The following is a 26,409-nucleotide window of genomic DNA, read 5'->3' as shown; positions in this document are numbered from 1 at the left end:
AGCCGGTGGGCCGGGCCGTGGTACGGGGCGCCGCCGGGCCGGTGGCACGGGCCACACGTGGGCATGACTAAAGGGGTCGGCCCTTGCCGGGGCTGTACCCACCGGCCGTACACTGACTCGACGAAGGTTGGCACTCGCGCGTGGTGAGTGCCAGGGTGGGGCCGCCGCGGGGGGCTCAGGGCGAGGGACGACAGCTGGAGGTGTGCGCGATGCTCAGTGAACGCAGGCTTGAGGTGCTCCGCGCCATCGTCCACGACTACGTAGGCACCCAGGAGCCCGTCGGCTCCAAGGCGCTTACGGAGCGTCATCACTTGGGCGTCTCTCCGGCCACGGTCCGTAACGACATGGCGGCGCTGGAGGAGGAAGGGTTCATCGCCCAGCCCCACACCAGCGCGGGTCGCATCCCCACCGACAAGGGCTACCGGCTGTTCGTGGACAAGCTGGCGGGCGTCAAGCCGATGACCTCCCCCGAGCGCCGTGCGATCCAGCACTTCCTCGACGGCGCCGTCGACCTGGACGACGTCGTGGGCCGTACGGTGCGGCTGCTCGCGCAGCTGACCCGGCAGGTCGCCGTGGTGCAGTACCCGTCCCTGACGCGGTCGACGGTGCGCCACGTGGAACTGCTCTCGCTCGCTCCGGCCCGGGTCATGCTCGTCCTGATCACGGACACCGGGCGGGTCGAGCAGCGCCTGATCGACTGCCCGGTGCCGTTCGGTGAAACGTCACTCGCGGACCTGCGGGCCCGGCTCAACAGCCGGATCGCGGGGCGCCGGTTCACGGACGTGCCGCAGCTCGTCCAGGACCTGCCCGAGTCCTTCGACAAGGAGGACCAGGCCACGGTGGCGACGGTCCTGTCCACCCTCCTCGAAACCCTGGTCGAGGAGAACGAGGAGCGGATGATGATCGGCGGAACCGCCAATCTCACCCGCTTCGGACATGACTTCCCTCTCACGATCCGGCCGGTCCTCGAGGCCCTGGAGGAACAGGTCGTCCTCCTCAAGTTGCTTGGTGAGGCTACGGATTCGGGCATGACCGTGAAGATCGGTCATGAGAACGCCCACGAGGGACTCAGCTCCACGTCCGTGGTCTCCGTCGGCTACGGTTCGGGAGGCGAGGCAGTGGCCAAGCTAGGCGTGGTCGGACCGACCCGCATGGACTATCCGGGAACGATGGGAGCAGTACGCGCAGTGGCACGTTACGTCGGACAGATCCTGGCGGAGTCGTAAGTGGCCACGGACTACTACGCCGTACTCGGCGTGCGCCGCGACGCGTCCCAGGACGAGATCAAGAAGGCCTTCCGGCGGCTCGCACGCGAGCTGCACCCGGACGTCAATCCCGATCCCAAGACGCAAGAGCGCTTCAAAGAGATCAACGCCGCCTACGAGGTCCTCTCGGACCCGCAGAAGAAGCAGGTCTACGACCTCGGCGGCGACCCGCTCTCCCAGTCGGGCGGCGGGGGCGCGGGCGGTTTCGGAGCCGGTGGCTTCGGCAACTTCTCGGACATCATGGACGCGTTCTTCGGTACGGCGTCGCAGCGCGGGCCGCGCTCGCGCACCCGCCGCGGCCAGGACGCCATGATCCGCCTGGAGATCGACCTCGACGAGGCGGCCTTCGGCACGACGAAGGACATCCAGGTCGACACGGCCGTCGTCTGTACGACGTGCTCCGGCGAGGGCGCCGCTCCCGGCACCTCCGCGCAGACCTGTGACATGTGCCGCGGCCGCGGCGAGGTGTCCCAGGTCACCCGGTCCTTCCTCGGCCAGGTCATGACCTCGCGGCCCTGCCCCCAGTGCCAGGGCTTCGGCACCGTGGTGCCCACGCCGTGCCCCGAGTGCGCGGGCGACGGCCGGGTCCGCTCGCGGCGCACCCTCACGGTGAAGATCCCCGCCGGTGTCGACAACGGCACGCGGATCCAGCTCGCGGGGGAGGGCGAGGTCGGCCCGGGCGGTGGCCCGGCGGGCGACCTCTATGTGGAGATCCACGAGCTGCCCCACGCCGTCTTCCAGCGGCGCGGCGACGATCTGCACTGCACCGTCACCATTCCGATGACGGCGGCGTCGCTCGGCACGAAGGTTCCGCTGGAGACGCTTGACGGCGTCGAGGAGGTCGACATCCGGCCCGGCACGCAGTCGGGGCAGTCGATCCCGCTGCACGGGCGCGGCGTCACGCATCTGCGGGGCGGTGGCCGCGGCGATCTGATCGTGCACGTGGAGGTGCTCACCCCCACGAAGCTGGACGCCGAGCAGGAGCGGCTGCTGCGCGAGCTCGCCAAGCTGCGCGGCGAGGAGCGCCCCACGGGCCAGTTCCAGCCGGGCCAGCAGGGGCTGTTCTCCCGCCTGAAGGATGCCTTTAACGGGCGTTAGCGCTTGAACGGGTGGGCCCGGCGTCCCGGTTGCTCGGCACCTGGGGCTGTGCCCACCCGTTCCGCCCCCTGGGCGGACCAGCTGCCCACAGAAGGTACGAGGGGCCCCGGCACGAGGTAGCCCGCCAGACGTGGCACGATGCCGGTATGGTCTCCCCTCTCCTCGCTCTGTGTCGTCATCCGATCGTGCAGGCCCCGATGGCGGGCGGGGCCTCGGCTCCGCAGCTCGTGGCGGCCGTGTCCGAGGCCGGGGGGCTCGGCTCGCTCGCGGCCGGGTACAAGACCGCTGACGGCATGTACCAGGAGATAAAGCAGGTCAGAGGCCTGACCTCGCGCCCCTTCGGGGTGAACCTCTTCATGCCGCAGCCCGCCTGCGCGGACCCCGCGGCCGTCGAGGTGTACCGCAACCAGCTCGCTGGCGAGGCCACCTGGTACGAGACGGAGCTCGGCGACACCGACGCCAAGACCGACGACGGCTACGAGGCGAAGCTGGCGATCCTGCGCGACGACCCGGTGCCGCTGGTGTCGTTCACGTTCGGCTGCCCCACCCGACAGGAGCTCCAGGCCCTCGCGCGGGTCGGCACCACGACCGTCGTCACCGTCACCACGCCCGAGGAGGCCCTGGCCGCGCAGGCCGTGGGCGCCGACGCGGTGTGCGTACAGGGCATCGAGGCGGGCGGCCACCAGGGAACGCACCGGGACAACCCGGAGACGGACGGCGCCGGCATCGGCCTGCTGAGCCTGATCACGCAGGTCAGGGAGGCCGTACAGCTGCCCGTGATCGCCGCGGGCGGCCTGATGCGCGGCGCGCAGATCGCCGCGGTGCTCGCGGCGGGCGCCGACCTCGCACAGCTCGGCACCGCGTTCCTCGTCACCCCGGAGTCCGGCGCGCAGCCGCTGCACAAGCAGGCCATGACCGACCCGCGGTTCGTGCGCACCGAGCTGACCCGGGCGTTCTCGGGGCGCCCCGCGCGCGGGCTCGTCAACCGCTTCGTGCGCGAGCACGGCCCGTACGCGCCCGCCGCCTACCCGCAGATCCACTATCTGACGGCGGACCTGCGCAAGGCCGCGGCCAAGACCGGTGACCCGCAGGCCATGGCCCTGTGGGCGGGCCAGGGCCACCGGCTCGCGAGGCAGCTGCCCGCGGGAGAGCTCGTGGAGGTGCTCGTGGCCGAACTGGACGAGGCGAAGGCCGTGTTCGCCGGTCGTGACGCGGGCGGTGCGGCATGACCGCGCCGGTGTTCGTCGTCGACGACTTCGCGGGCGCCGCGCCAGGACGTACGTACGTACTCGAAGGCCCCGAGGGGCGGCACGCCGTGTCGGTGAAGCGGCTGCGCGCCGGTGAGGACGTGGTGCTCACCGACGGCGCCGGGCGCTGGGCGCAGGGCACCGTCGCCGCCGCCGAGGGCAAGGACCGCCTCCTGGTCGCGCTCGACGACGACGGCGTGCGCGAGGAGGACGCGGAGAGCCCGCGGATCACCGTCGTCCAGGCGCTGCCCAAGGGCGACCGCGGTGAACTCGCCGTGGAGACCATGACGGAGACCGGCGTGGACGCGATCGTGCCCTGGGCCGCCGCCCGCTGCATCACGCAGTGGAAGGGCGAGCGCGGCCTGAAGGCGCTCGGCAAGTGGCGGGCGACGGCGCGCGAGGCGGGCAAGCAGTCGCGGCGGGTCCGCTTCCCCGAGGTCGCGGAGCCGGCCACCGGCAAGCAGGTCGCCGAGCTGCTCGCGGAGGCCGACTTCGCGGGCGTGCTGCACGAGGAGGGCAGCGAGCCGCTGGCCACCGCCCCACTCCCGGCGTCCGGCAGCATCGTGCTCGTCGTCGGGCCCGAGGGCGGCGTGTCACCGGAGGAGCTCGCGGTGTTCGCCCGGGCGGGCGCCAAGCCGTACCGCCTGGGGCGCAGCGTGCTGCGCACGTCGACCGCGGGCACCGCGGCGGCGGCGCTGCTCCTGGGCCGCACGGGCCGCTGGTCCTGACTGGACAGATGGCCGCAACCGGTCTACCGCCGGGCCGCTCGCGGTGGCACGCTGCCATCCATGGGGGCTGTGAGGCGACTACCGCGACCTGTCCGACGCCGGCGGATCCCGGGCCCGGCGAGAGGGCGGCGGATCCTCGTGACCCTCGCGGCCGCGGGGGCCACCGGTCTCGCCCTGGTCGCCTGCGACCCCGTCGAGGGCGACATGAGCACGTCCGCCATCGCGCTCACCACGGACAAGATGGGCACGGCCGAGCTGGAGCGCCAGCACCTCGACGTGGCCTGGTTCAACTGCACGGCCTCGTTCGTGAAGAAGGACGGTGCCGACGAGCGCAAGGCCACCGACGAGCCGCGTGAGGCCGAGGTCGACTGCCAGGGCAAGTCGGAGGACGACAAGGACATCACCTTGAAGGGTCGCGTCAGCGACGTACGCAACGGCAAGTGCGTCCGTGGGAACCTGACCGCGCGGGTCGAGGGCAAGGAGTGGTTCCGCGTCGACGTGCTCGGCGACTGCGAAGGCGGCAACGGGAACGATGACGATCAGGGCGACGACGGCGACAAGGGCGACGGCGACAACGACGGGGGCCGTCACACCCCGCCCGTCGATCACGACCCCGAGCCGGACGAGCCAGGTCCCACCGCCACCGTCACCGTGACCGAGCGGCCGGACCCCACCTGCGACTGCTATCCGGGCAAGTGATCCAAAACGGTGTCCCGCGCGCCGTCGCCTGCTTAGGGTGACGGTGTGACACAGCCTGCCTACCTCCGGTTTCCGCATCCGCACGGCGAGTTGACCGCCTTCACCGCCGAGGACGACGTCTGGATCGCGCCCCTCGATGGCGGCCGCGCCTGGCGGGTCAGCGCCGACAACACGCCCGTGAGCCACCCGCGGATCTCTCCGGACGGCACCACCGTCGCCTGGACGTCGACGCGCGACGGAGCGCCCGAGGTCCACGTCGCGCCCGTCGACGGCGGCCCCTCCAAGCGCCTCACGTACTGGGGGAACACGAAGACGTCCGTGCGCGGCTGGACGCCCGACGGACGGGTCCTCGCGGTCGGCGCGCACGGCCAGGCCTCCTTCCGCCGCACCTGGGCGCACGCCGTGCCGCTCGACGGCGGGCCCGCGGAGAAGCTGCCGTACGGAGTCGTCGGCGACGCGGCGCACGGCCCCGACGGCGAAGTCCTGCTCCTGTCCGCGCCGATGGGGCGCGAGGCCGCCTGGTGGAAGCGGTACCGGGGCGGCACGGCGGGCAAGCTGTGGATCCGCACGCGGCGGCCCGACGACGCCTCCGGCGCCGCCAGCGGCTTCGTCCGCGTCCACGAGGACCTCGACGGCAACATCGAACACCCCCTGTGGGTGGGCGGCCGCATCGCCTTCCTCTCCGACCACGAGGGAGTCGGCGCGCTCTACTCGTCCCTGCCCGACGGCACCGACCTGCGTCGCCACACCCCGGTCGACGGCTTCTACGCCCGGCACGCCGCCACCGACGGCACCCGCGTCGCCTACGCGAGCGCCGGTGAACTCTGGCTCCTGGACGACCTGTCGGACGCCGCGCCGCGCCGTCTGGACATCCGCCTGGGCGGGCAGCGCGTCGACCTCCAGCCGCATCCGGTCAGCGCGGCCCGCTGGTTCGGGGCCGCCGCGCCCGACCACAGCGGCCGCGGCAGCGCGGTGTCGGTGCGCGGCGCCGTGCACTGGGTCACGCACCGCGAGGGGCCCGCCCGCGCGCTGGCCGCCGTGCCCGGCGTCCGGGCCCGGCTGCCGCGCACCTTCCGCGTGGACGGCGAGGAGCACGTGGTGTGGGTGACGGACGCGGAGGGCGACGACGCCCTGGAGTTCGCGCCCGCCACCGGCCTCGCCCCCGGCGCGACCCCGCGCCGCCTGGCCGCGGGACAGCTCGGCCGGGTGCTCGCGCTCGCCGTGGCGCCCGACGGCAGCCGCGCCGCGGTCGCCGCGCACGACGGCCGGGTCCTGCTCGTGGAGCGCGAGAGCGGCGAGGTCCGCGAGGTCGACCGCGCCGAGCACGGCGAGGCCACGGGCCTGGTCTTCTCGCCCGACTGCGCGTGGCTCGCCTGGTCCCACCCCGGGCCGCGCCCGCTGCGCCAGCTCAAGCTCGCCAACACCGCCGACCTGTCGGTGTCGGACGCCACCCAGCTGCGCTTCCGCGACTACAGCCCGGCGTTCACGCTCGACGGCAAGCACCTGGCGTTCCTGTCCGCGCGCGCCTTCGACCCGGTCTACGACGACCACGTCTTCGACCTCGCCTTCGTCGGCGGCTCCCGGCCGCACCTGCTCACCCTCGCGGCCACGACGCCCTCGCCGTTCGGGCCGCAGCGGCACGGCCGCGCCTTCGACTCGTCGGAGGGCCCGCACGCCGAGACCCCCGACAGCGAGGGCTCGCCGGTGACCCGGATAGACCTCGACGGGCTCGCGGACCGCGTCGTGCCCTTCCCCGTCGAGGCCGCCCGCTACAGCACGCTGCGCGCCGCCAAGGACGGCCTGCTGTGGCTGCGGCACCCGGTGCGCGGCGTGCTCGGCGCCTCCCGCGCCACCCCGGCCGACCCCGAGCCCTGCTCCGCCCTGGAGCGCTACGACCTCGCGCAGCACCGGGTCGAGGAACTGGCGGGCGACGCCGACCACTTCGCCGTGACCGGCGACGGCAAGCGGATCCTGCTGTGGGCCGACGGCAAGCTCAAGGTGGTGCCGAGCGACCGGCGGGCCTCCGGCGACGAGGACAGCGACACCAACCTCGCCGTCGACCTCGGCCGGGTCCGCCAGGACGTCGACCCGGCCGCGGAGTGGCGGCAGATGTACGCCGAGGCGGGCCGCCTCATGCGGGACAACTTCTGGCGGCCCGACATGGGCGGCGTCGACTGGGACGGCGTCCTGGAGCGCTACCGGCCCGTGCTCGACCGCGTGGCGACGCACGACGACCTCGTCGACCTGCTGTGGGAGGTCCAGGGCGAACTGGGCACCTCCCACGCCTACGTGGTGCCGCGCGGCGGCTACGGCAGCCGGCAGGGCCTCCTCGGCGCGGACCTCTCGCGCGGCGAGGACGGCCTGTGGCGGGTCGACCGCGTCCTGCCGTCGGAGACCTCCGACCCGGCCGCGCTCTCGCCGCTCGCCGCGCCGGGCGTCGCCGTGCGCGCGGGCGACGCGATCCTCGCCGTCGGCGGGCGGCCCGTCGACTCCCTCACCGGGCCGGGGCCGCTGCTTGTCGGCACCGCGGGCAAGCCCGTCGAGCTGACCGTGTCCCCGGCCGGGGGCGGCGACCCGCGGCACGCCGTCGTGGTCCCCGTGGACGACGAGGAGCCGCTGCGCTACCACGCCTGGGTCGCCGACCGCAGGGCCTACGTCCACGAGCTCTCCGGCGGCCGCCTCGGCTACCTCCACGTCCCCGACATGCAGGCCCCCGGCTGGGCGCAGATCCACCGCGACCTGCGCGTCGAGGTGGCCCGCGAGGGACTGGTCGTGGACGTCCGCGAGAACCGCGGCGGGCACACCTCGCAGCTCGTCGTGGAGAAGCTGGCCCGGCGCATCGTCGGCTGGGACCTGCCGCGCGGCTCCGGGCCGCTCAGCTACCCCGGGGACGCGCCGCGCGGGCCCGTCGTCGCCGTCGCCAACGAGTTCTCCGGCTCCGACGGGGACATCGTGAACGCCGCGATCAAGGCACTCGGCATCGGCCCCGTCGTGGGCACGCGCACCTGGGGCGGCGTCGTCGGCATCGACAGCCGCTACCACCTCGTCGACGGCACGCTCGTCACGCAGCCCAAGTACGCCTTCTGGCTGGAGGGCTACGAGTGGAGCGTGGAGAACTACGGCGTCGACCCGGACGTCGAGGTCGTGATGACCCCCGACGACCACGCCGCCGGACGCGATCCGCAGCTCGACGAGGCCGTCCGCGTCGCCCTGGCCGCGCTCGCCGAGAACCCGGCGCGGACGGCTCCGCGGCTGCCCTGACCGGCCCCGCAGGGGCCCGTACACACGGGCGGATAGCATGCCGACATACGCAATCATGATCAGGAGGCTGGACCATGGCGGGCGAACCACAGGACGACTGCTTGTTCTGCAAGATCGTGGCGAAGGAGGTGCCCGCGACGGTCGTGCGCGAGACGGAGACCACCCTCGCCTTCCGCGACATCAACCCCCAGGCGCCGACGCACGTCCTGGTGATTCCCAAGGTGCACCACCCGGACGCGGCCTCGCTCGCCGCGGCCGAGCCCGCGGCCGCGGCCGACGTGCTGCGCGAGGCGGGCGAGGTGGCCGCCCAGGAGCAGGCGGACAGCTACCGCATCGTCTTCAACACGGGCTCCGGCGCCGGGCAGACCGTCTTCCACGCGCACGCCCACGTCCTGGGCGGCCGCGGCCTCCAGTGGCCTCCCGGATAGCACCTCGTGTCCGTACGTGAACTGGTGGTGCTCGGCACCGCGAGCCAGGTCCCGACCCGGCACCGCAACCACAACGGGTACGTGCTGCTCTGGGACGGCGAGGGCATCCTGTTCGACCCCGGCGAGGGCACGCAGCGGCAGATGCTGCGTGCCTCCGTCGCGGCGCACGACCTCAACCGCATCTGCGTCACGCACTTCCACGGGGACCACTCCCTGGGCCTCGCGGGCGTCATCCAGCGCATCAACCTGGACCGCGTGCCGCACCCCGTCACCGCGCACTACCCGGCCTCCGGGGAGCACTTCTTCGACCGTCTGCGGTACGCGACCGCGTACCGCGAGACGGTGCGGATCGCCCAGGAGCCCGTCGCCGCCGACGGGCTCCTCGCCACCGCGCCGTCGTACCGCCTGGAAGCGGCGAAGCTCTCCCACCCCGTCGAGTCGTACGGCTACCGCGTCGTCGAGCCCGACGGGCGGCGCATGCTGCCGAGGCTGCTCGCCGAGCGCGGCGTCACCGGACCCGACGTGGGCGTCCTCCAGCGCGAGGGCAGCCTGCGCGGGATCACCCTCGACGAGGTGAGCGAGGTGCGCCGCGGACAGCGGTTCGCCTTCGTGATGGACACCCGTCTCTGCGACGGCGTGCACGCCCTGGCCGACGGCTGCGACATGCTCGTCATCGAGTCCACGTTCCTCGACGAGGACCGTCAACTGGCCTCAGACCACGGCCATCTGACGGCTGGTCAGGCCGCCGCCGTGGCCCGTGACGCGGGCGTCAGGCACCTCGTCCTCACCCACTTCAGCCAGCGGTACCCGGACCCGTCCGTCTTCGAACAGCAGGCGCGGGCCGCCGGTTTCGCGGGGGAGCTGACGGTGGCCCGGGACCTGATGCGGGTGCCGCTGCCGAAGCGCAGCCCCTGAACCACCACCGAGAGAAAAGCGCCACCATGCCCCTCCCCAAGGCCGAACTCCACCTGCACATCGAAGGCACCCTGGAGCCCGAGCTCGCCTTCGCCCTCGCCGAGCGCAACGGCGTCACCCTGCCGTACGCCGACACCGAGGCCCTCCGCAAGGCCTACCTCTTCGAGGACCTCCAGTCCTTCCTCGACCTCTACTACGGCCTCATGGCCGTGCTGCGCACGGAGGCCGACTTCGAGGAGCTGGCCGACGCGTACCTCGCCCGTGCCGCCGCCCAGGGCGTGCGCCACGCCGAGATCTTCTTCGACCCCCAGGCCCACGCCGCGCGCGGCGTGGAGATCGGCACCGTCGTCGAGGGCCTGGGCCGCGCCCTCGACCGCAGCCGCGAGCGCCACGGCATCACCACCCGGCTCATCATGTGCTTCCTGCGCGACGAGTCCGCCGAGTCGGCCATGGAGACCCTGGAGGCGGCCAAGCCCCACCTCCACCGCATCACGGGGGTCGGACTCGACTCGGCCGAGGTCGGCCACCCGCCGCGCAAGTTCGCCGCCGTGTACGAGGCCGCGGCCGCGCTCGGGCTCCGCCGGGTCGCCCACGCGGGCGAGGAGGGCCCCGCCGCGTACGTGACCGAGGCCCTGGACGTCCTCGGCGTCGAGCGCGTCGACCACGGCCTGCGCTGCGTCGAGGACCCGGACCTGGTCCGCCGCCTGGTCCGGGAGCGCGTTCCGCTGACCCTCTGCCCCCTCTCCAACGTCCGCCTGCGCGCCGTCGACGTCCTGAAGGACCACCCCCTGCCACAGATGATGGCCGCCGGCCTGCTGTGCACCGTCAACTCCGACGACCCCGCGTACTTCGGCGGCTACGTCGACGACACCTTCCACGCGGTCCGCGAGGCCCTCGGCCTCGGCGAGGACCAGCTCCGTGAGCTGGCCCGCAACTCCTTCGAGGCGGCGTTCCTCGACGGCTCCCCGGAGGAGGAGGCGCTGCGGGCGGCGTACTTGGCGGAGGTGGAGGCCTACCGCTTCGACTGAGACGCCCCGCCCGCTACGGTGGGTCACCCCTTGTGACCCAGTGGAGCGGAGAGGGTGTCGGGCGTGGGCGAGTACACGAGGATCGACGATCTGAGTGTGATCCGTGGGATGGGCGTGGGCCTCGGCCGGATCAAGGACGCCTTCGACGGTCTCGACAGGCTGAGAGGCCAGTACGAGGACGACTTCGGCGACAGTGGCCTGGCCGGTCAGTTCGGCGAGTTCGCGGGCAACTGGGAGCGCCACCGCGAGGAGCTGGCCGACGAGGTCGCACGGCTCGCCGCCATCGCCCGCGCCGCCGCGAAGACGTACGACGGCGTGGACGGTGAACTCGCCCGCGCGCTGCGTGCCGCACGCGCCCCGAAGAACCGCTGATGGGCGCGCGGCCCCGGGACTGGCAGCCCCTCGCGGACAGCGACCCCGTCCCCGGCGACCCGGACCGCATCGAGGAGCTGGGCCGCAAGCTCCGCCGTACGGCGGACGAGCTGGAGCGGCAGCTCCGCCACCTCAAGGCGGCCGCCGAAGTGACCTCCTGGGACAGCGACGCGGGTGCCGAGTTCCGCGGCAAGGCCAAGAAGTGCCGGGGCCGTCTGGAAGCCGCGCACCGGCGCTACCGTACGGCCGCCGATGCCATCGGGGACCGCGTCGTCGACCACGGCGTCGACTACGAGTCCAACGCCACCGCGCCCGCCGGTACGTACGTCACCGACCTCCACCGCGCCCAGAGGATCGCCGACATCGCCCGGCACGAGGCCCGGGACGCGGACGCGCGGGGCGGGGCCGCGCGGCGCGGCCTCTCCGGTGTCGTGGGCGAACGCCGGAAGGCGGAGCTGGAGAAGCAGGAGGAGGAAGCCGGGGACGCCCTGGCCGCGGCCCGCGCCAAGCTCCACGAGGCGCGGCGGATCCGCGACGCCGCGGCCAGGCGGGCCCGCGAGGCCCTCGAGGACGCCGTCTCCGACGACCCCCTCAAGGACGGCTTCCGGGACCGCTTCGCCGACTTCGTGGAACAGGTCGCGGGCGTCACCGAACTCATCGCCAAATGGGCCGGCATCGCCGCCCTCACGGTCGGCTGGATCCCCCTCATCGGCCAGGGCCTGTCCGGCCTCCTCGGCGCGATCTCCATGGTCGCCACCTTGGTCAACCTGGCCTGCACAGCCACCCAGGTGGCCATGGGCGACGCGGCGTGGACAGAACTGGCCTGGTCGGCGACAGGCTTGCTGGCCATGGGCGCAGGCAAGGCCTTTTCGAAGGTGGCCGGGCGGTATGTGGTGGGGACGTTGCGTCGGATGCGCTTGGCCAAGGGCGGCAAGCTGAGCCCTCGAGAGGCCAAGCGCAGTCGCCAGAAGTTCAACCGTGACTCGGGAAAGCCCGCGCGCCTGGAGAAGGGGGACGTCCCCCAGTCCATTCGAGAGCCCATCACCGAGCTGTTCAAGAGCTCTACCTGGAAGGGTGGATTCCAGGGTGGCTACCGCCAGGCGTGGCGTGAGCTGAAGGACCGTGGGGACGGCAATGTGGTGAAAGGCGTCGCCAGATCAGTCTCCCTGGCGGACGCCTCGGTAGCCTCCGACCTGAAGGAAGTGAAGCACTTGAGTAAGAGTCTGGACAGCAGCTACGCCGTCAACCAAGTGTCGCGCACCGCTACGGGACTGACCGTCGCCGGAAGCGGAGTTACCGCTGGTGGCCTCTTCATCGACGAGGTGCACTGATGCAGGAAGACGACGACTACATCGTTGATTTCGACTTCTGCGGCGACTGGTTTGGACTGACCCTGAGGGACGGCACACGCGAAGAGGCCGAGCGGCTGGCTGCCGAATATGTGGCCCAGTTCAATCCGCTGCACCTTCGAGTGAGCAAGGACGCGCTTCAACGTCAGCTCGTGCAGATCGCGCTGAACGCTTTCGAGTCCGGCCCTGTGGTGGTCGCGGTTGCCTATACCGAGGGCGGCACTCTGCTCGCGGACCTCGTGGTGTACGTCTACGGCGAGGACGGTGTGCGAAGGCCGTCACCGCAGGAATACCTGCCCAAGCTGGTCAAGTGGTCCTACGCCGAGGTCAAGGGAGAACCCTTGGTCGCCGAGGTCGAGTTGCCCGTGGGCCCGGCCGTCCGCGTCCAAGCGATGCTCGCGCAGAAACGGCGCTTCGGCTGGGGCAGCAAGCTCAGCGAATCCCTCCGCTACGCCGTCTGGCCGACGGGCCGGGAGGAGATCCTTCTCGTCGAGGTCGACTGGCAGCACTTCGAGCGTACGGACGAGATCGTCGGCCTGGTGGCGGAACTCGTCCCCACGATGCGTCTGGTACCGACGGCACCGGACGTGCAGTCATTGCGGGGTCATCACTGACATGCCCCTCAACATCAACTCGTCCACTCCGCCCGCCGAGTACACCATCCTCGTCCCGGAGGGATGGTTTCAGCTTCCGCTGGACCCCCCGGAAGAGCGTGACCGGGGGATTCTCGTGTTGGCCGAGCGGCAGTTTCGGGGGGTTGATCACGCGCCGTTGCTCAAGGAGCGGTTGATGCGGGATCTGCAGAAGCGGGCCAGGGCGGCGTACCGGGTGGGTGGGGTCGAGCTGTATTTGTCGGTGCTCACGGTGGGCGGGGTGCCGTTGGCTTCCTCGTTGTTGGTGAGCCTCGTGCCCGAGGGGTGGCCCGGCTGCCGGACGGCGTACGACCTGGCCCGGCGTCTCGCGGGCGGCGAGGTCGTGGAGCTGGAGGGCGCGGGCGAGGCCGTGCGGGAGGAGCGTGCCGAGGCGCCGGACCCGGAGCGGCTGATGGGCAGCACCCTCGCCACGACCACCGTGGTCTACAACGTGCCGGTACCGGCGAGCCAGGCCTGGCTGACACTCACCTTCTCCACGCCGATGGAGGCCCTCGCCCCGAAGATGGTCGAGTTGTTCGACACCGTGGCGGGGACCTTGCACTGGCAGTAGGGTGCGTTTTCATACGTGGACAGCGTTCACCCCGCCGGAGGCGCCATGCTCACCGTCACCGATGTGCGGCTCACCCCCGTGCTGGTCGCCGACCCCCCGCTCCTGAACACCCAGGGCCTGCACCAGCCGTACACACCGCGCCTGATCATCGAGGTGGAGACGGAGGACGGCACGGTCGGCGTGGGGGAGACGTACGGGGACGGCAAGTATCTGGAGCTGGCCGGGCCGCTGGCCGCGCGGCTGCGGGGGCGGGGGGTGGGGGACCTCAACGGGTTGTTCACACTCGCGGACGGCGTCGAGGTGGACGGGCGGCGCGTGGACGCGGCCCTGGACGTCGGCGGCCTGCGCGGCGCGCAGACCGCGGACAAGCTGCGCCTCTCCGTCGTGTCGGGGTTCGAGGTGGCGTGCCTGGACGCCCTGGGCAAGGCGCTCGGCCTGCCCGTGCACGCGCTGCTCGGCGGCAAGGTGCGGGACGCCGTGGAGTACAGCGGTTACTTGTTCTACAAGTACGCCGGGCATCCGGACGGCGTGGCCGCCGAGGAGGACGGCTGGGGGGCCGCGCTCGACCCGCGGGGCGTGGTCGCGCAGGCGCGGGCGCTCGCGCGGCGGTACGGGTTCCGGTCGTTCAAGCTGAAGGGGGGAGTGTTTCCGCCGGAGGAGGAGATCGCCGCGGTCAGGGCGCTCGCGGCCGCCTTCCCCGGGGCGCCGCTGCGGCTCGACCCCAACGGCGCCTGGTCCGTGGAGACTTCCGTCAAGGTCGCCGAGGAACTCGCGGACGTCCTGGAGTACCTGGAGGACCCGGCCCTCGGCACCCCCGCCATGGCCGAGGTCGCCGCGCGGACCCCGGTGCCGCTCGCCACCAACATGTGCGTGACCACGTTCGAGGAGATACCCGAGGCCTTCGGGAAGGAAGCCGTGCGCGTGGTGCTCTCCGATCACCACTACTGGGGCGGCCTTCGGCGGACGCGCGAACTGGCCGCCGTGTGCCGGACGTTCGGCGTGGACGTCTCCATGCACTCCAACACCCATCTGGGGATCAGCCTCGCCGCCATGACGCACGTCGCGGCCACCGTGCCGGGCCTTCGGCACGCGTGCGACACGCACTACCCGTGGCAGACGGAGGACGTGCTCACCGAACGCCTGCGCTTCGCGCACGGATGCGTCACGGTGAGTGACGCCCCGGGGCTCGGGGTCGAACTCGACCGCGACCGGCTCGACGCGCTGCACCGGCGGTGGCTGGACGAGGACTTCGCCGCCCTGCGGGAGAGGGACGACGCGGCGGCCATGCGCCGCGCTGAACCGGAGTGGGTGACTCCGGCCGTGCCGCGCTGGTAGCGGACGCGGCCTGTCGGACCCGTCGGTTACGTTGCCTCCATGGCCGTACCACCTGCCGCACCACACGGGACACCCGCGGCACCGGGAAGCACCGGCGCCGAGCCCGACAGCACCGCCGTCGACCCGCTCAAGTCGACGCGGCGCGCGGGCGATCCGCCCTGCGACGTGTATCTCACCGGCACCGTGTTCCTGGACATCGTCTTCACCGGTCTCGACACCGCGCCCGTGCGCGGGACGGAGTCCTGGGCCCGGGGCATGGGATCGAGCCCCGGCGGCGTCGCCAACATGGCGACCGCGCTCGCCCGGCTCGGCCTGCGCACCTCGCTCGCCGCCGCCTTCGGCGACGACCACTACGGGGAGTACTGCTGGGACGCCCTGGAGCAGGGCGAGGGCATCGACCTGTCCTCCTCGCGGACCGTGCCGCACTGGCACTCCCCGGTGACAGTCTCCATGGCGTACGAGGGCGAGCGGACGATGGTCAGCCACGGCCACGAGCCGCCGCCCGACGCCCACGCGCCGGACGGGGGCGCGCCCGCGTGCCCGCCCCGCGCGCGGGCCGCCGTCGCCTCGCTCACGCCCGGTACGCGCGCCCCCTGGATCGAGTCGGCGGCGCGCCGCGGGACGGCGATCTTCGCCGACGTGGGCTGGGACGACACCGGGCGGTGGGACCTGGGGCAGTTGCCCGACCTGCGGCACTGCGAGGCCTTCCTGCCGAACGCGCAGGAGGCGATGCGGTACACCGGCACCTCCTGCCCGCGCGCCGCGGCCCACGCCCTGACCGAGCACGTGCCGGTCGCCGTGGTCACCCTCGGCGCGGAGGGCGCGTACGCGGTGGACGGGCGCACCGGCGAGACCGCGTCCGTGCCCGCCATCGAGGTGGAGGCCCTCGATCCCACCGGCGCGGGCGACGTGTTCGTCGCGGGCTTCGTGACCGGCACCCTGGCGGACTGGCCGCTCGCCGACCGGCTCGCCTTCGCCGGTCTGACGGCCGCCCTGTCGGTGCAGGAGTTCGGGGGCTCACTCTCCGCGCCCGGCTGGGAGGAGATCGGCGCCTGGTGGCGGCGGGTGCGCCAGCTCGACCAGCAGGACCCCGTGGCCCTGGAGCGCTACGGCTTCCTGGAGGCGCTGCTCCCGGACACCGCGCGCCCCTGGCCGCTGCGGCGCGCCGTGCCCACCATCGGCTTCCGGCGCTCCGCGTGAGGAGGCCGGAGCCCATCCGCGGCGGAAAAGCCCTACGGGGTTGTCAGCGCCGAGTCGTACTCTTGGCAGTACGAAGGGCGCCCAGCGGGCGAGCCCCCGCGACGAGGAGGACGTGCAGGCCTTAAGCGCCGGCCCATGACTCAGACACCGACAGCTCAGACCCCTGCGCAGGCACAGGCCCGAGCCCACTTCACGGTCCCGGCCAAGCACCCGATGGTGACCGTCCTCGGCTCTGGAGACACGCTGCTGCGCGTGATCGAGAAGGCCTTCCCGGCGGCCGACATCCATGTCCGGGGCAATGAGATCAGCGCCGTGGGCGACGCGCGTGAAGTCGCCCTCGTGCAGCGCCTGTTCGACGAGATGATGCTGGTGCTCCGCACCGGACAGCCGATGACGGAGGACGCAGTGGAACGCTCGATCGCCATGCTCAGAGCAGGCGAGACCGGCGAAGGACCGGACGAGACCCCGGCCGAGGTGCTCACCCAGAACATCCTCTCGTCGCGCGGCCGCACCATCCGCCCCAAGACGCTCAACCAGAAGCGTTACGTGGACGCGATCGACAAGCACACGATCGTCTTCGGCATCGGCCCCGCGGGCACCGGCAAGACCTATCTGGCCATGGCCAAGGCCGTCCAGGCCCTCCAGTCCAAGCAGGTCAACCGCATCATCCTGACCCGCCCCGCGGTCGAGGCGGGCGAGCGCCTCGGCTTCCTGCCCGGCACGCTGTACGAGAAGATCGACCCCTATCTCCGCCCGCTGTACGACGCGCTGCACGACATGCTGGACCCGGACTCGATCCCCCGCCTGATGGCGGCCGGGACCATCGAGGTCGCCCCGCTGGCGTACATGCGCGGCCGGACGCTGAACGACGCGTTCATCATCCTGGACGAGGCGCAGAACACGAGCCCCGAGCAGATGAAGATGTTCCTCACCCGCCTCGGCTTCGAGTCCAAGATCGTGATCACGGGCGACGTCACCCAGGTCGACCTGCCGAACGGCACGAAGTCGGGCCTGCGCCAGGTCCAGGACATCCTGGAGGGCGTCGAGGACGTGCACTTCTCGCGGCTCACCTCGCACGATGTCGTCCGGCACAAGCTGGTCGGCCGTATCGTCGACGCGTACGAGAAGTACGACAGCGAGAACGGCACGGAGAACGGCTCCCGCAAGGGCCGGTCCAGAGGAAAGTAGAAGACACAGCGCCATGGCGATCGACGTCAACAACGAATCCGGCACCGAGGTCGACGAGCAGGCGATCCTCGACATCGCCCGCTACGCGCTCGCGCGGATGCGGATCCACCCGCTCTCCGAACTCTCGGTGATCGTCGTGGACGCCGACGCCATGGAGCAGCTGCACATCCAGTGGATGGACCTGCCGGGGCCCACGGACGTGATGTCCTTCCCGATGGACGAGCTGCGCCCGCCGATGAAGGATGACGAGGAGCCCCCGCAGGGGCTCCTCGGCGACATCGTGCTGTGCCCGGAGGTCGCCCTCAAGCAGGGCGAGGAGGCCCCCACGGCCCACTCCATGGACGAGGAGCTCCAGCTCCTGACGGTCCACGGCGTGCTGCACCTGCTCGGGTACGACCACGAGGAGCCCGACGAGAAGGCCGAGATGTTCGGTCTGCAGGCCGCCATCGTCGACGGCTGGCGGGCCGAGCGGGGCCTCACCGGGCCCTCCCCGGCGCCGACCGTCTCGTAGGCCCATGTCCATCCAGCTCATCGCGGGCGCCGTCGCCCTGATCGTGGTGGCCTGGCTCGCCGCCTGCGCCGAGGCGGGCATCGCCCGCGTCTCCAGCTTCCGCGCCGAGGAGGCCGTCCGCTCCGGGCGCCGCGGCAGCGCGAAGCTCGCCCAGGTCGCCGCCGACCCGACCCGCTATCTGAACGTGGCGCTTCTGGTCCGCGTCGCCTGCGAGATGGCGGCCGCGGCCCTGGTGACGTACGCCTGTCTGCGCGAGTTCGACGCGACCTGGGAGGCCCTGGCCGTCGCCATCGGCGTCATGGTCCTCGTCTCGTACGTGGCCGTCGGCGTGTCCCCGCGCACCATCGGCCGCCAGCACCCGCTGAACACGGCGACGGCCGCCGCGTACGTGCTGCTTCCGCTCGCCCGCGTCATGGGGCCCGTCCCGCCCCTGCTCATCCTCATCGGCAACGCGCTCACGCCGGGGAAGGGCTTCAGGCGCGGCCCGTTCGCCTCCGAGGCGGAGCTGCGGGCCATGGTCGACCTGGCCGAGAAGGAGTCCCTGATCGAGGACGAGGAGCGCCGCATGGTGCACTCCGTCTTCGAGCTGGGCGACACGCTCGTGCGCGAAGTCATGGTCCCGCGCACCGACTTGATCTCCATCGAGCGGTACAAGACCATCCGCCAGGCGCTCACGCTCGCCCTCCGCTCCGGCTTCTCGCGCATCCCGGTCACCGGCGAGAGCGAGGACGACGTGGTCGGCATCGTCTACCTCAAGGACCTGGCCCGCAAGACGCACATCAACCGCGACGCGGAGAACGACCTGGTGTCGACGGCCATGCGCCCCGCCACGTTCGTGCCCGACACGAAGAACGCGGGCGACCTGCTGCGCGAGATGCAGCAGGAGCGCAACCACGTCGCCGTCGTCATCGACGAGTACGGCGGCACCGCCGGGATCGTCACCATCGAGGACATCCTGGAGGAGATCGTCGGTGAGATCACCGACGAGTACGACCGGGAGCTGCCGCCCGTCGAGGACCTGGGCGGCGGCGCCTACCGCGTCACCGCCCGGCTCGACATCGGCGACCTCGGCGAGCTGTACGGCCTGGAGGCGTACGACGACGAGGACGTGGAGACCGTCGGCGGGCTGCTCGCCAAGCAGCTCGGGCGGGTGCCGATCGCCGGTGCCAAGGCCGTGGTGACGCTGCCGGACGAGCGGGCGCTGCGGCTCACCGCGGAGGCCGCCGCGGGGCGGCGCAACAAGATCGTGACCGTGCTGGTGGAGCCGGTCGCGCCGGGGGGCGCGGAATCCGGCTCCGGGGAGGGGACCGGGCGATGAATCCGCAGGAGCTACGGACGTTCTGCCTGTCGTTCGACGACGTGGTCGAGGACTTTCCGTTCGGCCCCGAGACATCGGTGTTCAAGGTGGCGGGCAAGCTGTTCGCGCTGAGTGCCCTCGACCGGGAGCCGCTGACGGTCAATCTGAAGTGCGACCCCGAGATCGCCCCGCAACTGCGGGCCCAGTACCCGGACATCGTGCCCGGCTGGCACATGAACAAGCGGCACTGGAACACGGTCACGGCCGACGCCGACCTCCCCGACCAGCTCGTGCGCGAGCTGATCGAGGATTCCTACGACCTGGTGGTGGCGGGCCTGCCCCGGGCGGAGCGCCTGCGGCTCGACCGCCCCTAGGGACAGGCCCTAGCGCCGCCGCCCGAGGCCCACCGCCACGAGCGCCGCCGTGAGGAGGACGACCGCCGCGTCCACGGCGAGTACCGTCCGGGTGCCCGTCAGGGTGTCGCCGCCCGTCGTCGCGAGGACGCCCAGTACGGGGATGCCGATGGTGAGGCCCACCTGCTGGGTGGAGGTGACCAGGCCCGTCGCCAGGCCCTGCTCCTCGTCCGGCACGCCCGAGGTGACCGTGACGCCGTAGCTGACGATCGCGCCGAGGTGGAACATGCTGGCCACCGACACGGCCACGGCCGCGAGCCACACCGACCACGCGCCCTCGCCGATCGCGAGGAGCGCCGCCACGAACAGGGCTTGGCCGAGCAGCGAGCCGACGAGCGTGCGGTGCGGCCCGAAGCGGCCGATGACCTTCGGCGCGCGCATGCCCGCGAAGACCGACACCACGCCCTGGACGCCGAAGACCAGGCCGGTCTCGAAGGCGGACAGGTCCAGGACGTCCTGGAAGTAGAGGGTCAGGACGAAGACGACCGTCGACATCATCGCGAAGGTGACGAGGCCGCCGAAGTTGCCCCACGCCACCGTGCGGCGGCGCAGCATCGGCAGGGAGACCAGCGGAGCGGCCGCGCGCGTCTCGACGTAGCCGAAGGCGGCGAGCAGGGCGACGCCCGCGGCCAGGGTGACGAGCACGTCGGTGTCGCCGAAGCCGCGCTCGGCGGCCGTGGACAGGGCGTAGATCAGGGCCAGCAGACCGCCGGTGACCGTGACCGCGCCGGGGAGGTCCAGGCGCGGGCGCTCCGGCGTGCGGGACTCCGGCAGCAGACCGGGCGCCAGCGGCAGCACGATCAGCGCGAAGAGGGTGAGCAGCCCCATCGTGGAGCGCCAGCCGAGGGTGTCGGTGAGGACGCCGCCGAGCACCATGCCGACGGTGAAGCCGAGGGACAGGAGCGTGCCGGAGATGCCGAGCGCCCGGTCGCGCTGCGGGCCCTCCGGGAACGTCGTGGTGAGCAGCGACATGCCGGTCGGCACGATCGCGGCCGCGCCCACGCCCTGCAGCGCGCGCCCGGCGAGGAACGACGCCGGGTCCCAGGCGAAGGTGGCCAGCAGCGAGGCCGCGCCGAACAGCGCGAGCCCGCCGAGGAACAGCCTGCGCCGCCCGAACAGGTCGCCGACGCGGCCGAAGAGCAGCAGGAAGCCGCCGGACGGCAGCGCGAAGGCGGTGACGGCCCACTGGAGCGCGGCGTGGCTCATGCCGAGGTCCTCGCCGAGCACGGGCAGCGCCACGTTCAGGACGGAGAAGTCGAGCGCCACCATGAACTGCGCGGCACACAGCACGAACAGGATGAGCGTGTCGCGGCGGGAGAGCTTCGGGGGCGCCGCGGCGGGACCTGGGGGAGCGGCGGGGGAGGACGGTGCGGCGGGGGAAGGAGCGGAGGTGTCGATCGCCATGGTCACGAGCTTGCGGCGGCCGGAATAGCCCTGGGGAGCGGGAACTTATGCTGGTGGTACGACCACCAGGCGGATCGGCGGGCGGATGACGGGGGGAACGGTGGCCAGTCAGGCCGGGGAGCGGACCGACGGGGCGAAGGCCCGTCGCCGAGTGGAGCTGCGGGACTTCCTGATGAGCAGGCGGGCCCGGGTGAGCCCGGCGGAGGCCGGGCTCCCGGAGGGCGGCCGGCGGCGCACGCCGGGCCTCAGGCGCGAGGAGGTCGCCGTCCTCGCGGGCGTCGGCGCGTCCTGGTACCAGTGGCTTGAGCAGGGCCGCGACATCTCCGTGTCGCCGCAGGTCCTGGACTCCGTGGCACGCGTCCTGAAGCTGTCGGGCACCGAGCGCCGCCATCTGTACGTGCTCGCGGGCCTCAATCCGCCCGCGCCGCAGGCGGAGCGGGACGCCGAGCACATGGACGAGGGCCTGCGGCGGCTCATCGACACCTGGATGCCGTACCCGGCGCACATCATGGACCGCTACTACAACTGCCTCGTCTACAACGACGCGGCCGCCATGGTCCTCGGCATGCGCCCCGAGACCACGCAGAACTGCATCCTCGACTTCTTCACGGACCCGATGTACCGCTCGCGCAGCGTCAGCTGGGCGCGGAACGCGGTGACGCTCGTCGCACAGTTCCGCGCCGCCTGCTCCGAGCACCCGGGCGACGAGGGCTTCCAGGACCTGCTCGCCCGGCTGCACGCCCTGGGCGAGGAGTTCACGGAGCTGTGGGAGCGGCAGGACATCCGGCCCGCGGGCCTGGTCCACAAGGAGATCGACCATCCGCTCGCGGGCATCCTGCACGTGGAGTCGACCGCCCTGAAGGTGCCCGCGCGGCCCGATCTGACGGTCGTCCTGCACACGCCGCTGCCGCTCGCGGACACGGCGGCGAAGCTGGAGTGGCTGGCCACGCCCGAGGCGCGGCGCGGGTCGATGTACCGGGTGGCCGGGTGAGCCGCGGGCCCGGCTCCTTATGCTCGTGCCATGACTGAGCGCACCGACCTCGGCCCCGAGGACCAGAAGATCGTCACCCTCGCGCGTTCGGCGCGGGCCCGCAACGGCGTGCCGGAGGGGGCGGCGGTACGGGACGAGACCGGGCGCACGTACGTCGCCGGGACGGTCTCCCTCGCGTCCCTGGAGCTGTCCGCGCTGCGTACGGCCGTGGCGATGGCCGTAGCGTCCGGGGCGGAGTCCCTGGAGGCGGCGGCCGTCGTCTCCGGGGCGGAGGCCCTCCCGGGCGCCGACCTGGCCGCCGTCCGGGACCTGGGCGGCCCCGGCACCCCGGTCTTCCTGGCGGCCCCGGACGGCACGCTCCACCACACCACCGAGGCCTGACCCCGACCGGCCTTCATCGGCGCTCCGCGCCTCGTCCTCAAACGCCGGACGGGCTGAATGGTGCCGGTGCGGACCGCATGTCGTCCGCGGACCGCGGACCTGTGCGGAGCCGCAGACGAGATCCAGCGCGCACCGGAGACTTTCAGCCCGTCCGGCGTTTGAGGACGAGCGCGTCAGCGCGGTGGAAGGGCGGGCGGGTGGGGGAGCGGCCGCGCCCGAGGCGACCGGGGCGGAAAAGATCAGGGAGAATGGGCGGCATGAGCGTGCGAACCCAGACACCCCAGCCGACCCAGCGGAGCGACCACCGTGCGGGTTTCGCCTGCTTCGTGGGCCGCCCCAACGCCGGCAAGTCCACCCTGACGAACGCTCTGGTCGGCAAGAAGGTGGCCATCACCTCGAACCGCCCGCAGACCACCCGGCACACCGTGCGCGGCATCGTGCACCGGCCCGACGCGCAGCTGATCCTGGTCGACACCCCCGGCCTGCACAAGCCGCGCACGCTGCTCGGCGAGCGGCTCAACGACGTGGTCCGCGCCACGTGGGCCGAGGTCGACGTGATCGGCTTCTGCCTGCCCGCGGACCAGAAGATCGGGCCCGGCGACCGGTTCATCGCCAAGGAGCTGGCGTCGATCAAGAAGGCGCCGAAGGTCGCCATCATCACCAAGACCGACCTGGTCGACAGCAAGGCGCTTGCCGAGCAGCTCATCGCGGTCGACCAGCTCGGCAAGGAGCTGGGCTTCCAGTGGCAGGAGATCGTGCCGGTCTCCGCCGTCGGCGAGAAGCAGGTGGAGCTGCTCGCCGATCTGCTGGTGCCGCTGCTTCCTGAGGGGCCCGCGCTCTACCCCGAGGGCGACCTCACGGACGAGCCCGAGCAGGTCATGGTGGCCGAGCTGATCCGCGAGGCGGCCCTGGAGGGCGTGCGGGACGAGCTGCCGCACTCCATCGCCGTGGTCGTCGAGGAGATGCTGCCCCGCGAGGGCCGCCCCGCCGACAAGCCCCTGCTCGACATCCACGCGAACGTGTTCATCGAGCGGTCCAGCCAGAAGGGCATCATCATCGGCCCCAAGGGCAAGCGGCTCAAGGACGTCGGCATCAAGTCCCGCAAGCAGATCGAGGCGCTGCTCGGCACGCCCGTCTTCCTCGACCTGCACGTGAAGGTGGCGAAGGACTGGCAGCGCGACCCCAAGCAGCTACGGCGCCTGGGCTTCTAGCCCGGCCAGGGCCGACCTGAGCCAGTGGTAGGACGCCTTCGGGGTGCGCCGCTGCGTGGCGTAGTCGACGTGGACGAGGCCGAACCGCTGGCGGTAGCCCTCCGCCCACTCGAAGTTGTCGAGCAGCGACCACACGAAGTAGCCCCGGACGTCGACCCCTGCGGTCCGCGCCCGGTGCAGGGCCCGCAGATGGCCGTCCAGGTACGCGATGCGGTCCTGGTCGTCCAGGCCGTCGTAGGAGCAGCCGTTCTCCGTGATGACGAGGGGCGGAAGGCGGTCGCCGTACCGCTCGCGGAGGGCCAGGAGCAGCTCGGTGAGGGCCTCGGGGACCACCGGCCAGCCGAAGTCGGTCAGCGGGTGCCCGGTGATCTCGCGGGGGGCGAAGGGCAGCTGCGGCGGCAGCGTCACGCCGGAGAACTCCGTGGCGTGCTCGGCGGGGGCACCCACCTTCGTGGGCTGGTAGAAGTTCACGCCGTACCAGTCCAGCGGCTCGGCGATCACCTTCAGGTCCGCCGCCGGGTCCGGCACGGCGGCGGCGAGCAGCTCCGCGACGCCTTCGGGGTAGCGGCCGAGGAGCAGCGGGTCGGAGAACAGGCGGTTGAGGAGGACGTCGTAGAAGTCGGCGGCCTCCCGGTCCGCGGGGGCGTCCGAGGCGGGCCAGGTGGGTCCGTGGGAGTTCGCGACGCCCACGTCCTGAGCGCCGGCCGCGCGCAGCGCCCGCACCGCGAGGCCGTGGCCGAGGAGCTGGTGGTGGGCCACCGGCAGGGCGTCGAAGAGCAGCCGCTTCCCGGGCGCGTGCTGGCCCAGGGCGTGGCCGAGCAGGGTGTGCTCGGCGGGCTCGTTCAGGGTGATCCACTTCGGTACGCGGTCGCCGATGCGGGCCGCGACGACGGCCACGTACTCGGCGAAGCGCTCGGCCGTCGCGCGCGTGAGCCAGCCGCCCGCCTCCTCCACGGCGAGCGGGGTGTCCCAGTGGAAGAGCGTCGGCACGGGGCGCACGTCCGCCGCGCACAGCTCGTCGACGAGCCGGTCGTAGAAGTCCAGGCCCCGCTCGCTGACGGCGCCCGTCCCCTCGGGCAGCACGCGCGGCCAGGACACCGAGAAGCGGTACGCGCCCACCCCCAGGTCACGGACGAGCGCCACGTCCTCGCGGTAGCGGCGCACGTGGTCGCAGGCCACGGCGGCGGTGGTGCCGTCCTTCACGTTCCCCGGCAGGGCCGTGAAGGCGTCCCACACCGACGGGCCGCGCTCGTCGGCGGCGCCCTCGATCTGGTGGGCCGACGTGGCCACGCCCCACAGGAAGTCGCGCGGGAACGGGGGCAGCGGGGCGCGGGGCCCCGGGGGGATGGTCGCCATGCGCGGGATCATCCGCACCGGCCGTGAGGGAAGTCAACGCCCGTGCGCGCACGGGGTGTTGCGGCGGACGTCCGCCGCCTACGAGCCCTCCTTCAGGACCCGGGTGATGAGCTGGCGCTGGTCGTCGGTCAGGCGCGGGTCCGCGCAGTACACGGTCCGCCCGTCGACGGTGATCTGGTAGCTGAAGCCGTCGGGCACGCCGATCGGTGGCTCGCCCCGGCCGTCGGCCACGGCCCGCTCGGCCAGGGCGTGCCACTCGTGGGCGTCGGGGCGCGCGGTGGTGTCCACCTCCGCGTGCCGCTCGATGCCGCCGAACCCTCCGGTGCGCTTCACCTGGATACGCATGGGTCCTGTCTACTCCAGGCTCCGGCGCCCCGCCAGGCGGCCCCGGCGGGCCCGACGGCTTCCGGCCGGATCAGGTCGCCGGTACCTTGACCTGCGCCCACGCGTCGAGGACCGCCTTGAGCTCCTCGCCGTCGCCGTACTTGGCGCGGGCGGCCGCGACCGTCAGCTTGGCGAAGTCCGTGAACGACGCGTCCTGGGCCAGCTCGCCGCCGGTCAGGACGGCGTACCAGATCTGCCCCGCCCGCTCCCAGGCGTGGCCGCCGAGGGTCTGGGCGAGCAGGTAGAAGGCGTGGTTCGGGATGCCGGAGTTGATGTGCACGCCGCCGTTGTCGCGGCCGGTGCGGACGTAGTCGTCCATGGTGGCGGGCTGCGGGTCCTTGCCGAGGACGTCGTCGTCGTACGCGGTGCCCGGGGCCTTCATGGAGCGCAGCGCGGTGCCGGTGACCCGCTCGGCGAGCAGGCCCGCGCCGATCAGCCAGTCGGCGTCGGCGGCGGTCTGGCCGAGCGTGTACTGCTTGATCAGCGAGCCGAAGACGTCCGCCATGGACTCGTTCAGGGCGCCGGGCTGGCCGAAGTAGGTGAGGTTGGCGGTGTACTGGACCACGCCGTGGGTCAGCTCGTGGCCGATCACGTCCACGGGGATGGTGAAGTCGAGGAAGATCTCCCTGTCCCCGTCGCCGAACACCATCTGCTCGCCGTTCCAGAAGGCGTTCCCGTAGTCCTCGCCGTAGTGGACGGTGGCGTTGAGCGGCAGCCCTCCGCCGTCGATCGAGTCGCGCGCGAAGTGCTTGAAGAACACCTCGAAGGTCGCGCCGAGGCCGTCGTACGCGCGGTTGACGGTGGCGTCCTTGCCGGCCTTGTCGCCCTCGCCGCGCACCTTGCGGCCGGGCAGGTCCGTGCGGTGCTTTGCGTCGTGGATGGTGCGGTGCGGCTTGCCCTCCTCGGCGCCCTTGGGCGCGGCGACGGACGGGGCGCCGATGACGGTGGTCAGACGGCGCTGGGTGCGCTCGAAGGCGTCCCGCTGGAGGGTGCGGCGGGCCGGTCCCGCGAGGGCGGGGTCCTGGTTCTGGGCGAGGGTGTCCAGGACGAACGGCGGCACGATGGTGCAGAAGACGGGCTCGAACCTCTCCGGGTTCCCCGTTGGGTTGGCGGTCATGCGTGGCAATGTGGCACTGGGTCATGCC

26 protein-coding genes are annotated in these 26,409 nt (G+C 72.4%); 22 read left to right on the top strand and 4 right to left on the bottom strand.

The window, feature by feature from the left end; all coding sequences use genetic code 11:
* Positions 1 to 209: 209 nt before the first annotated feature.
* From hrcA to CP982_RS15330, 19 genes are all read left to right on the top strand, one after another.
* Positions 210 to 1,226 carry a heat-inducible transcriptional repressor HrcA gene (hrcA, locus tag CP982_RS15420; protein WP_150511071.1) on the top strand — a complete coding sequence of 339 codons (1,017 nt, stop codon included), beginning with the start codon at positions 210 to 212 and terminating at the stop codon, positions 1,224 to 1,226.
* Positions 1,227 to 2,363 carry a molecular chaperone DnaJ gene (gene dnaJ / locus CP982_RS15415; protein WP_030674058.1) on the top strand — a complete coding sequence of 379 codons (1,137 nt, stop codon included), beginning with the start codon at positions 1,227 to 1,229 and terminating at the stop codon, positions 2,361 to 2,363.
* Between the two features lie 146 nt (positions 2,364 to 2,509).
* Positions 2,510 to 3,592 (top strand): nitronate monooxygenase, encoded by a 1,083-nt coding sequence (locus tag CP982_RS15410; protein ID WP_150511070.1) that lies wholly within the window; start codon positions 2,510 to 2,512, stop codon positions 3,590 to 3,592.
* On the top strand, positions 3,589 to 4,338 hold the full coding sequence (locus CP982_RS15405; protein ID WP_150511069.1) for a 16S rRNA (uracil(1498)-N(3))-methyltransferase: 750 nt from the start codon (positions 3,589 to 3,591) through the stop codon (positions 4,336 to 4,338). The genes CP982_RS15410 and CP982_RS15405 overlap by 4 nt, the downstream gene beginning before the upstream one ends.
* A 138-nt stretch (positions 4,339 to 4,476) precedes the next feature.
* Positions 4,477 to 5,037: a hypothetical protein gene (locus CP982_RS15400; protein WP_150511068.1), complete on the top strand. Its 561-nt coding sequence runs from the start codon at positions 4,477 to 4,479 to the stop codon at positions 5,035 to 5,037.
* A 45-nt stretch (positions 5,038 to 5,082) separates the two neighbouring features.
* Complete coding sequence (locus CP982_RS15395) at positions 5,083 to 8,298, top strand: S41 family peptidase (RefSeq protein WP_150511067.1); 3,216 nt, start codon at positions 5,083 to 5,085, stop codon at positions 8,296 to 8,298.
* Positions 8,299 to 8,372: 74 nt separating this feature from the next.
* Positions 8,373 to 8,726 (top strand): histidine triad nucleotide-binding protein, encoded by a 354-nt coding sequence (locus CP982_RS15390; protein WP_150511066.1) that lies wholly within the window; start codon positions 8,373 to 8,375, stop codon positions 8,724 to 8,726.
* 6 nt (positions 8,727 to 8,732) lie between these two features.
* Entirely contained in the window at positions 8,733 to 9,641 is a 909-nt protein-coding gene (locus tag CP982_RS15385) for a ribonuclease Z (protein WP_150511065.1), read from the top strand.
* Between the two features lie 26 nt (positions 9,642 to 9,667).
* Positions 9,668 to 10,669, top strand: coding sequence for an adenosine deaminase (locus CP982_RS15380; protein ID WP_150511064.1), 1,002 nt, complete (start codon positions 9,668 to 9,670; stop codon positions 10,667 to 10,669).
* Between the two features lie 63 nt (positions 10,670 to 10,732).
* Positions 10,733 to 11,041, top strand: coding sequence for a hypothetical protein (locus CP982_RS15375; RefSeq protein ID WP_150511063.1), 309 nt, complete (start codon positions 10,733 to 10,735; stop codon positions 11,039 to 11,041).
* Entirely contained in the window at positions 11,041 to 12,372 is a 1,332-nt protein-coding gene (locus CP982_RS15370; RefSeq protein ID WP_150511062.1) for a hypothetical protein, read from the top strand. The genes CP982_RS15375 and CP982_RS15370 overlap by 1 nt, the downstream gene beginning before the upstream one ends.
* Positions 12,372 to 13,004 (top strand): hypothetical protein, encoded by a 633-nt coding sequence (locus CP982_RS15365; RefSeq protein WP_150511061.1) that lies wholly within the window; start codon positions 12,372 to 12,374, stop codon positions 13,002 to 13,004. The genes CP982_RS15370 and CP982_RS15365 overlap by 1 nt, the downstream gene beginning before the upstream one ends.
* A gap of 175 nt (positions 13,005 to 13,179) precedes the next feature.
* The gene (locus CP982_RS15360) at positions 13,180 to 13,593 is read left to right on the top strand and encodes a hypothetical protein (protein ID WP_229879555.1); all 414 of its coding nucleotides are present in this window, start codon (positions 13,180 to 13,182) and stop codon (positions 13,591 to 13,593) included.
* A 45-nt stretch (positions 13,594 to 13,638) separates the two neighbouring features.
* Complete coding sequence (locus CP982_RS15355; RefSeq protein WP_150515500.1) at positions 13,639 to 14,928, top strand: glucarate dehydratase family protein; 1,290 nt, start codon at positions 13,639 to 13,641, stop codon at positions 14,926 to 14,928.
* A 39-nt stretch (positions 14,929 to 14,967) separates the two neighbouring features.
* Positions 14,968 to 16,128 (top strand): carbohydrate kinase family protein, encoded by a 1,161-nt coding sequence (locus CP982_RS15350; protein ID WP_150511059.1) that lies wholly within the window; start codon positions 14,968 to 14,970, stop codon positions 16,126 to 16,128.
* 135 nt (positions 16,129 to 16,263) lie between these two features.
* A complete protein-coding gene (locus CP982_RS15345; RefSeq protein WP_150511058.1) occupies positions 16,264 to 17,316 on the top strand; it encodes a PhoH family protein in 1,053 nt (350 codons plus the stop codon).
* Positions 17,317 to 17,329: 13 nt separating this feature from the next.
* Positions 17,330 to 17,827 carry an rRNA maturation RNase YbeY gene (gene ybeY, locus CP982_RS15340; RefSeq protein ID WP_150511057.1) on the top strand — a complete coding sequence of 166 codons (498 nt, stop codon included), beginning with the start codon at positions 17,330 to 17,332 and terminating at the stop codon, positions 17,825 to 17,827.
* A 4-nt stretch (positions 17,828 to 17,831) separates the two neighbouring features.
* Positions 17,832 to 19,145: a hemolysin family protein gene (locus CP982_RS15335; RefSeq protein WP_150511056.1), complete on the top strand. Its 1,314-nt coding sequence runs from the start codon at positions 17,832 to 17,834 to the stop codon at positions 19,143 to 19,145.
* Complete coding sequence (locus CP982_RS15330; protein ID WP_150511055.1) at positions 19,142 to 19,498, top strand: MmcQ/YjbR family DNA-binding protein; 357 nt, start codon at positions 19,142 to 19,144, stop codon at positions 19,496 to 19,498. The genes CP982_RS15335 and CP982_RS15330 overlap by 4 nt, the downstream gene beginning before the upstream one ends.
* A 9-nt stretch (positions 19,499 to 19,507) precedes the next feature.
* Here the strand turns inward: CP982_RS15330 and CP982_RS15325 are convergent, their stop codons facing one another.
* Entirely contained in the window at positions 19,508 to 20,941 is a 1,434-nt protein-coding gene (locus CP982_RS15325; RefSeq protein WP_150511054.1) for an MFS transporter, read from the bottom strand.
* A gap of 85 nt (positions 20,942 to 21,026) precedes the next feature.
* Between CP982_RS15325 and CP982_RS15320 the strand changes: the two genes are divergently transcribed.
* From CP982_RS15320 to era, 3 genes are all read left to right on the top strand, one after another.
* Positions 21,027 to 21,932, top strand: coding sequence for a helix-turn-helix transcriptional regulator (locus CP982_RS15320; protein ID WP_150511053.1), 906 nt, complete (start codon positions 21,027 to 21,029; stop codon positions 21,930 to 21,932).
* A gap of 30 nt (positions 21,933 to 21,962) precedes the next feature.
* Entirely contained in the window at positions 21,963 to 22,313 is a 351-nt protein-coding gene (locus CP982_RS15315) for a cytidine/deoxycytidylate deaminase family protein (protein WP_150511052.1), read from the top strand.
* A gap of 248 nt (positions 22,314 to 22,561) precedes the next feature.
* Complete coding sequence (gene era, locus CP982_RS15310; protein WP_150511051.1) at positions 22,562 to 23,524, top strand: GTPase Era; 963 nt, start codon at positions 22,562 to 22,564, stop codon at positions 23,522 to 23,524.
* On the opposite strand, the gene CP982_RS15305 is transcribed toward era, so the two are convergent.
* The 3 genes from CP982_RS15305 to CP982_RS15295 form a co-directional block, all read right to left on the bottom strand.
* Positions 23,504 to 24,880: a GH1 family beta-glucosidase gene (locus tag CP982_RS15305; RefSeq protein WP_150511050.1), complete on the bottom strand. Its 1,377-nt coding sequence runs from the start codon at positions 24,878 to 24,880 to the stop codon at positions 23,504 to 23,506. The two genes, era and CP982_RS15305, sit on opposite strands and share 21 nt — an antisense overlap.
* A 78-nt stretch (positions 24,881 to 24,958) precedes the next feature.
* Positions 24,959 to 25,225: a protealysin inhibitor emfourin gene (locus CP982_RS15300; protein ID WP_150511049.1), complete on the bottom strand. Its 267-nt coding sequence runs from the start codon at positions 25,223 to 25,225 to the stop codon at positions 24,959 to 24,961.
* Between the two features lie 70 nt (positions 25,226 to 25,295).
* Positions 25,296 to 26,381 carry a M4 family metallopeptidase gene (locus CP982_RS15295; protein WP_150511048.1) on the bottom strand — a complete coding sequence of 362 codons (1,086 nt, stop codon included), beginning with the start codon at positions 26,379 to 26,381 and terminating at the stop codon, positions 25,296 to 25,298.
* Positions 26,382 to 26,409: the final 28 nt, after the last annotated feature.

Source organism: Streptomyces spectabilis (assembly GCF_008704795.1).
Classification (GTDB): Bacteria; Actinomycetota; Actinomycetes; order Streptomycetales; family Streptomycetaceae; genus Streptomyces; species Streptomyces spectabilis.
This window is presented reverse-complemented; position numbering and strand designations above follow the sequence as displayed.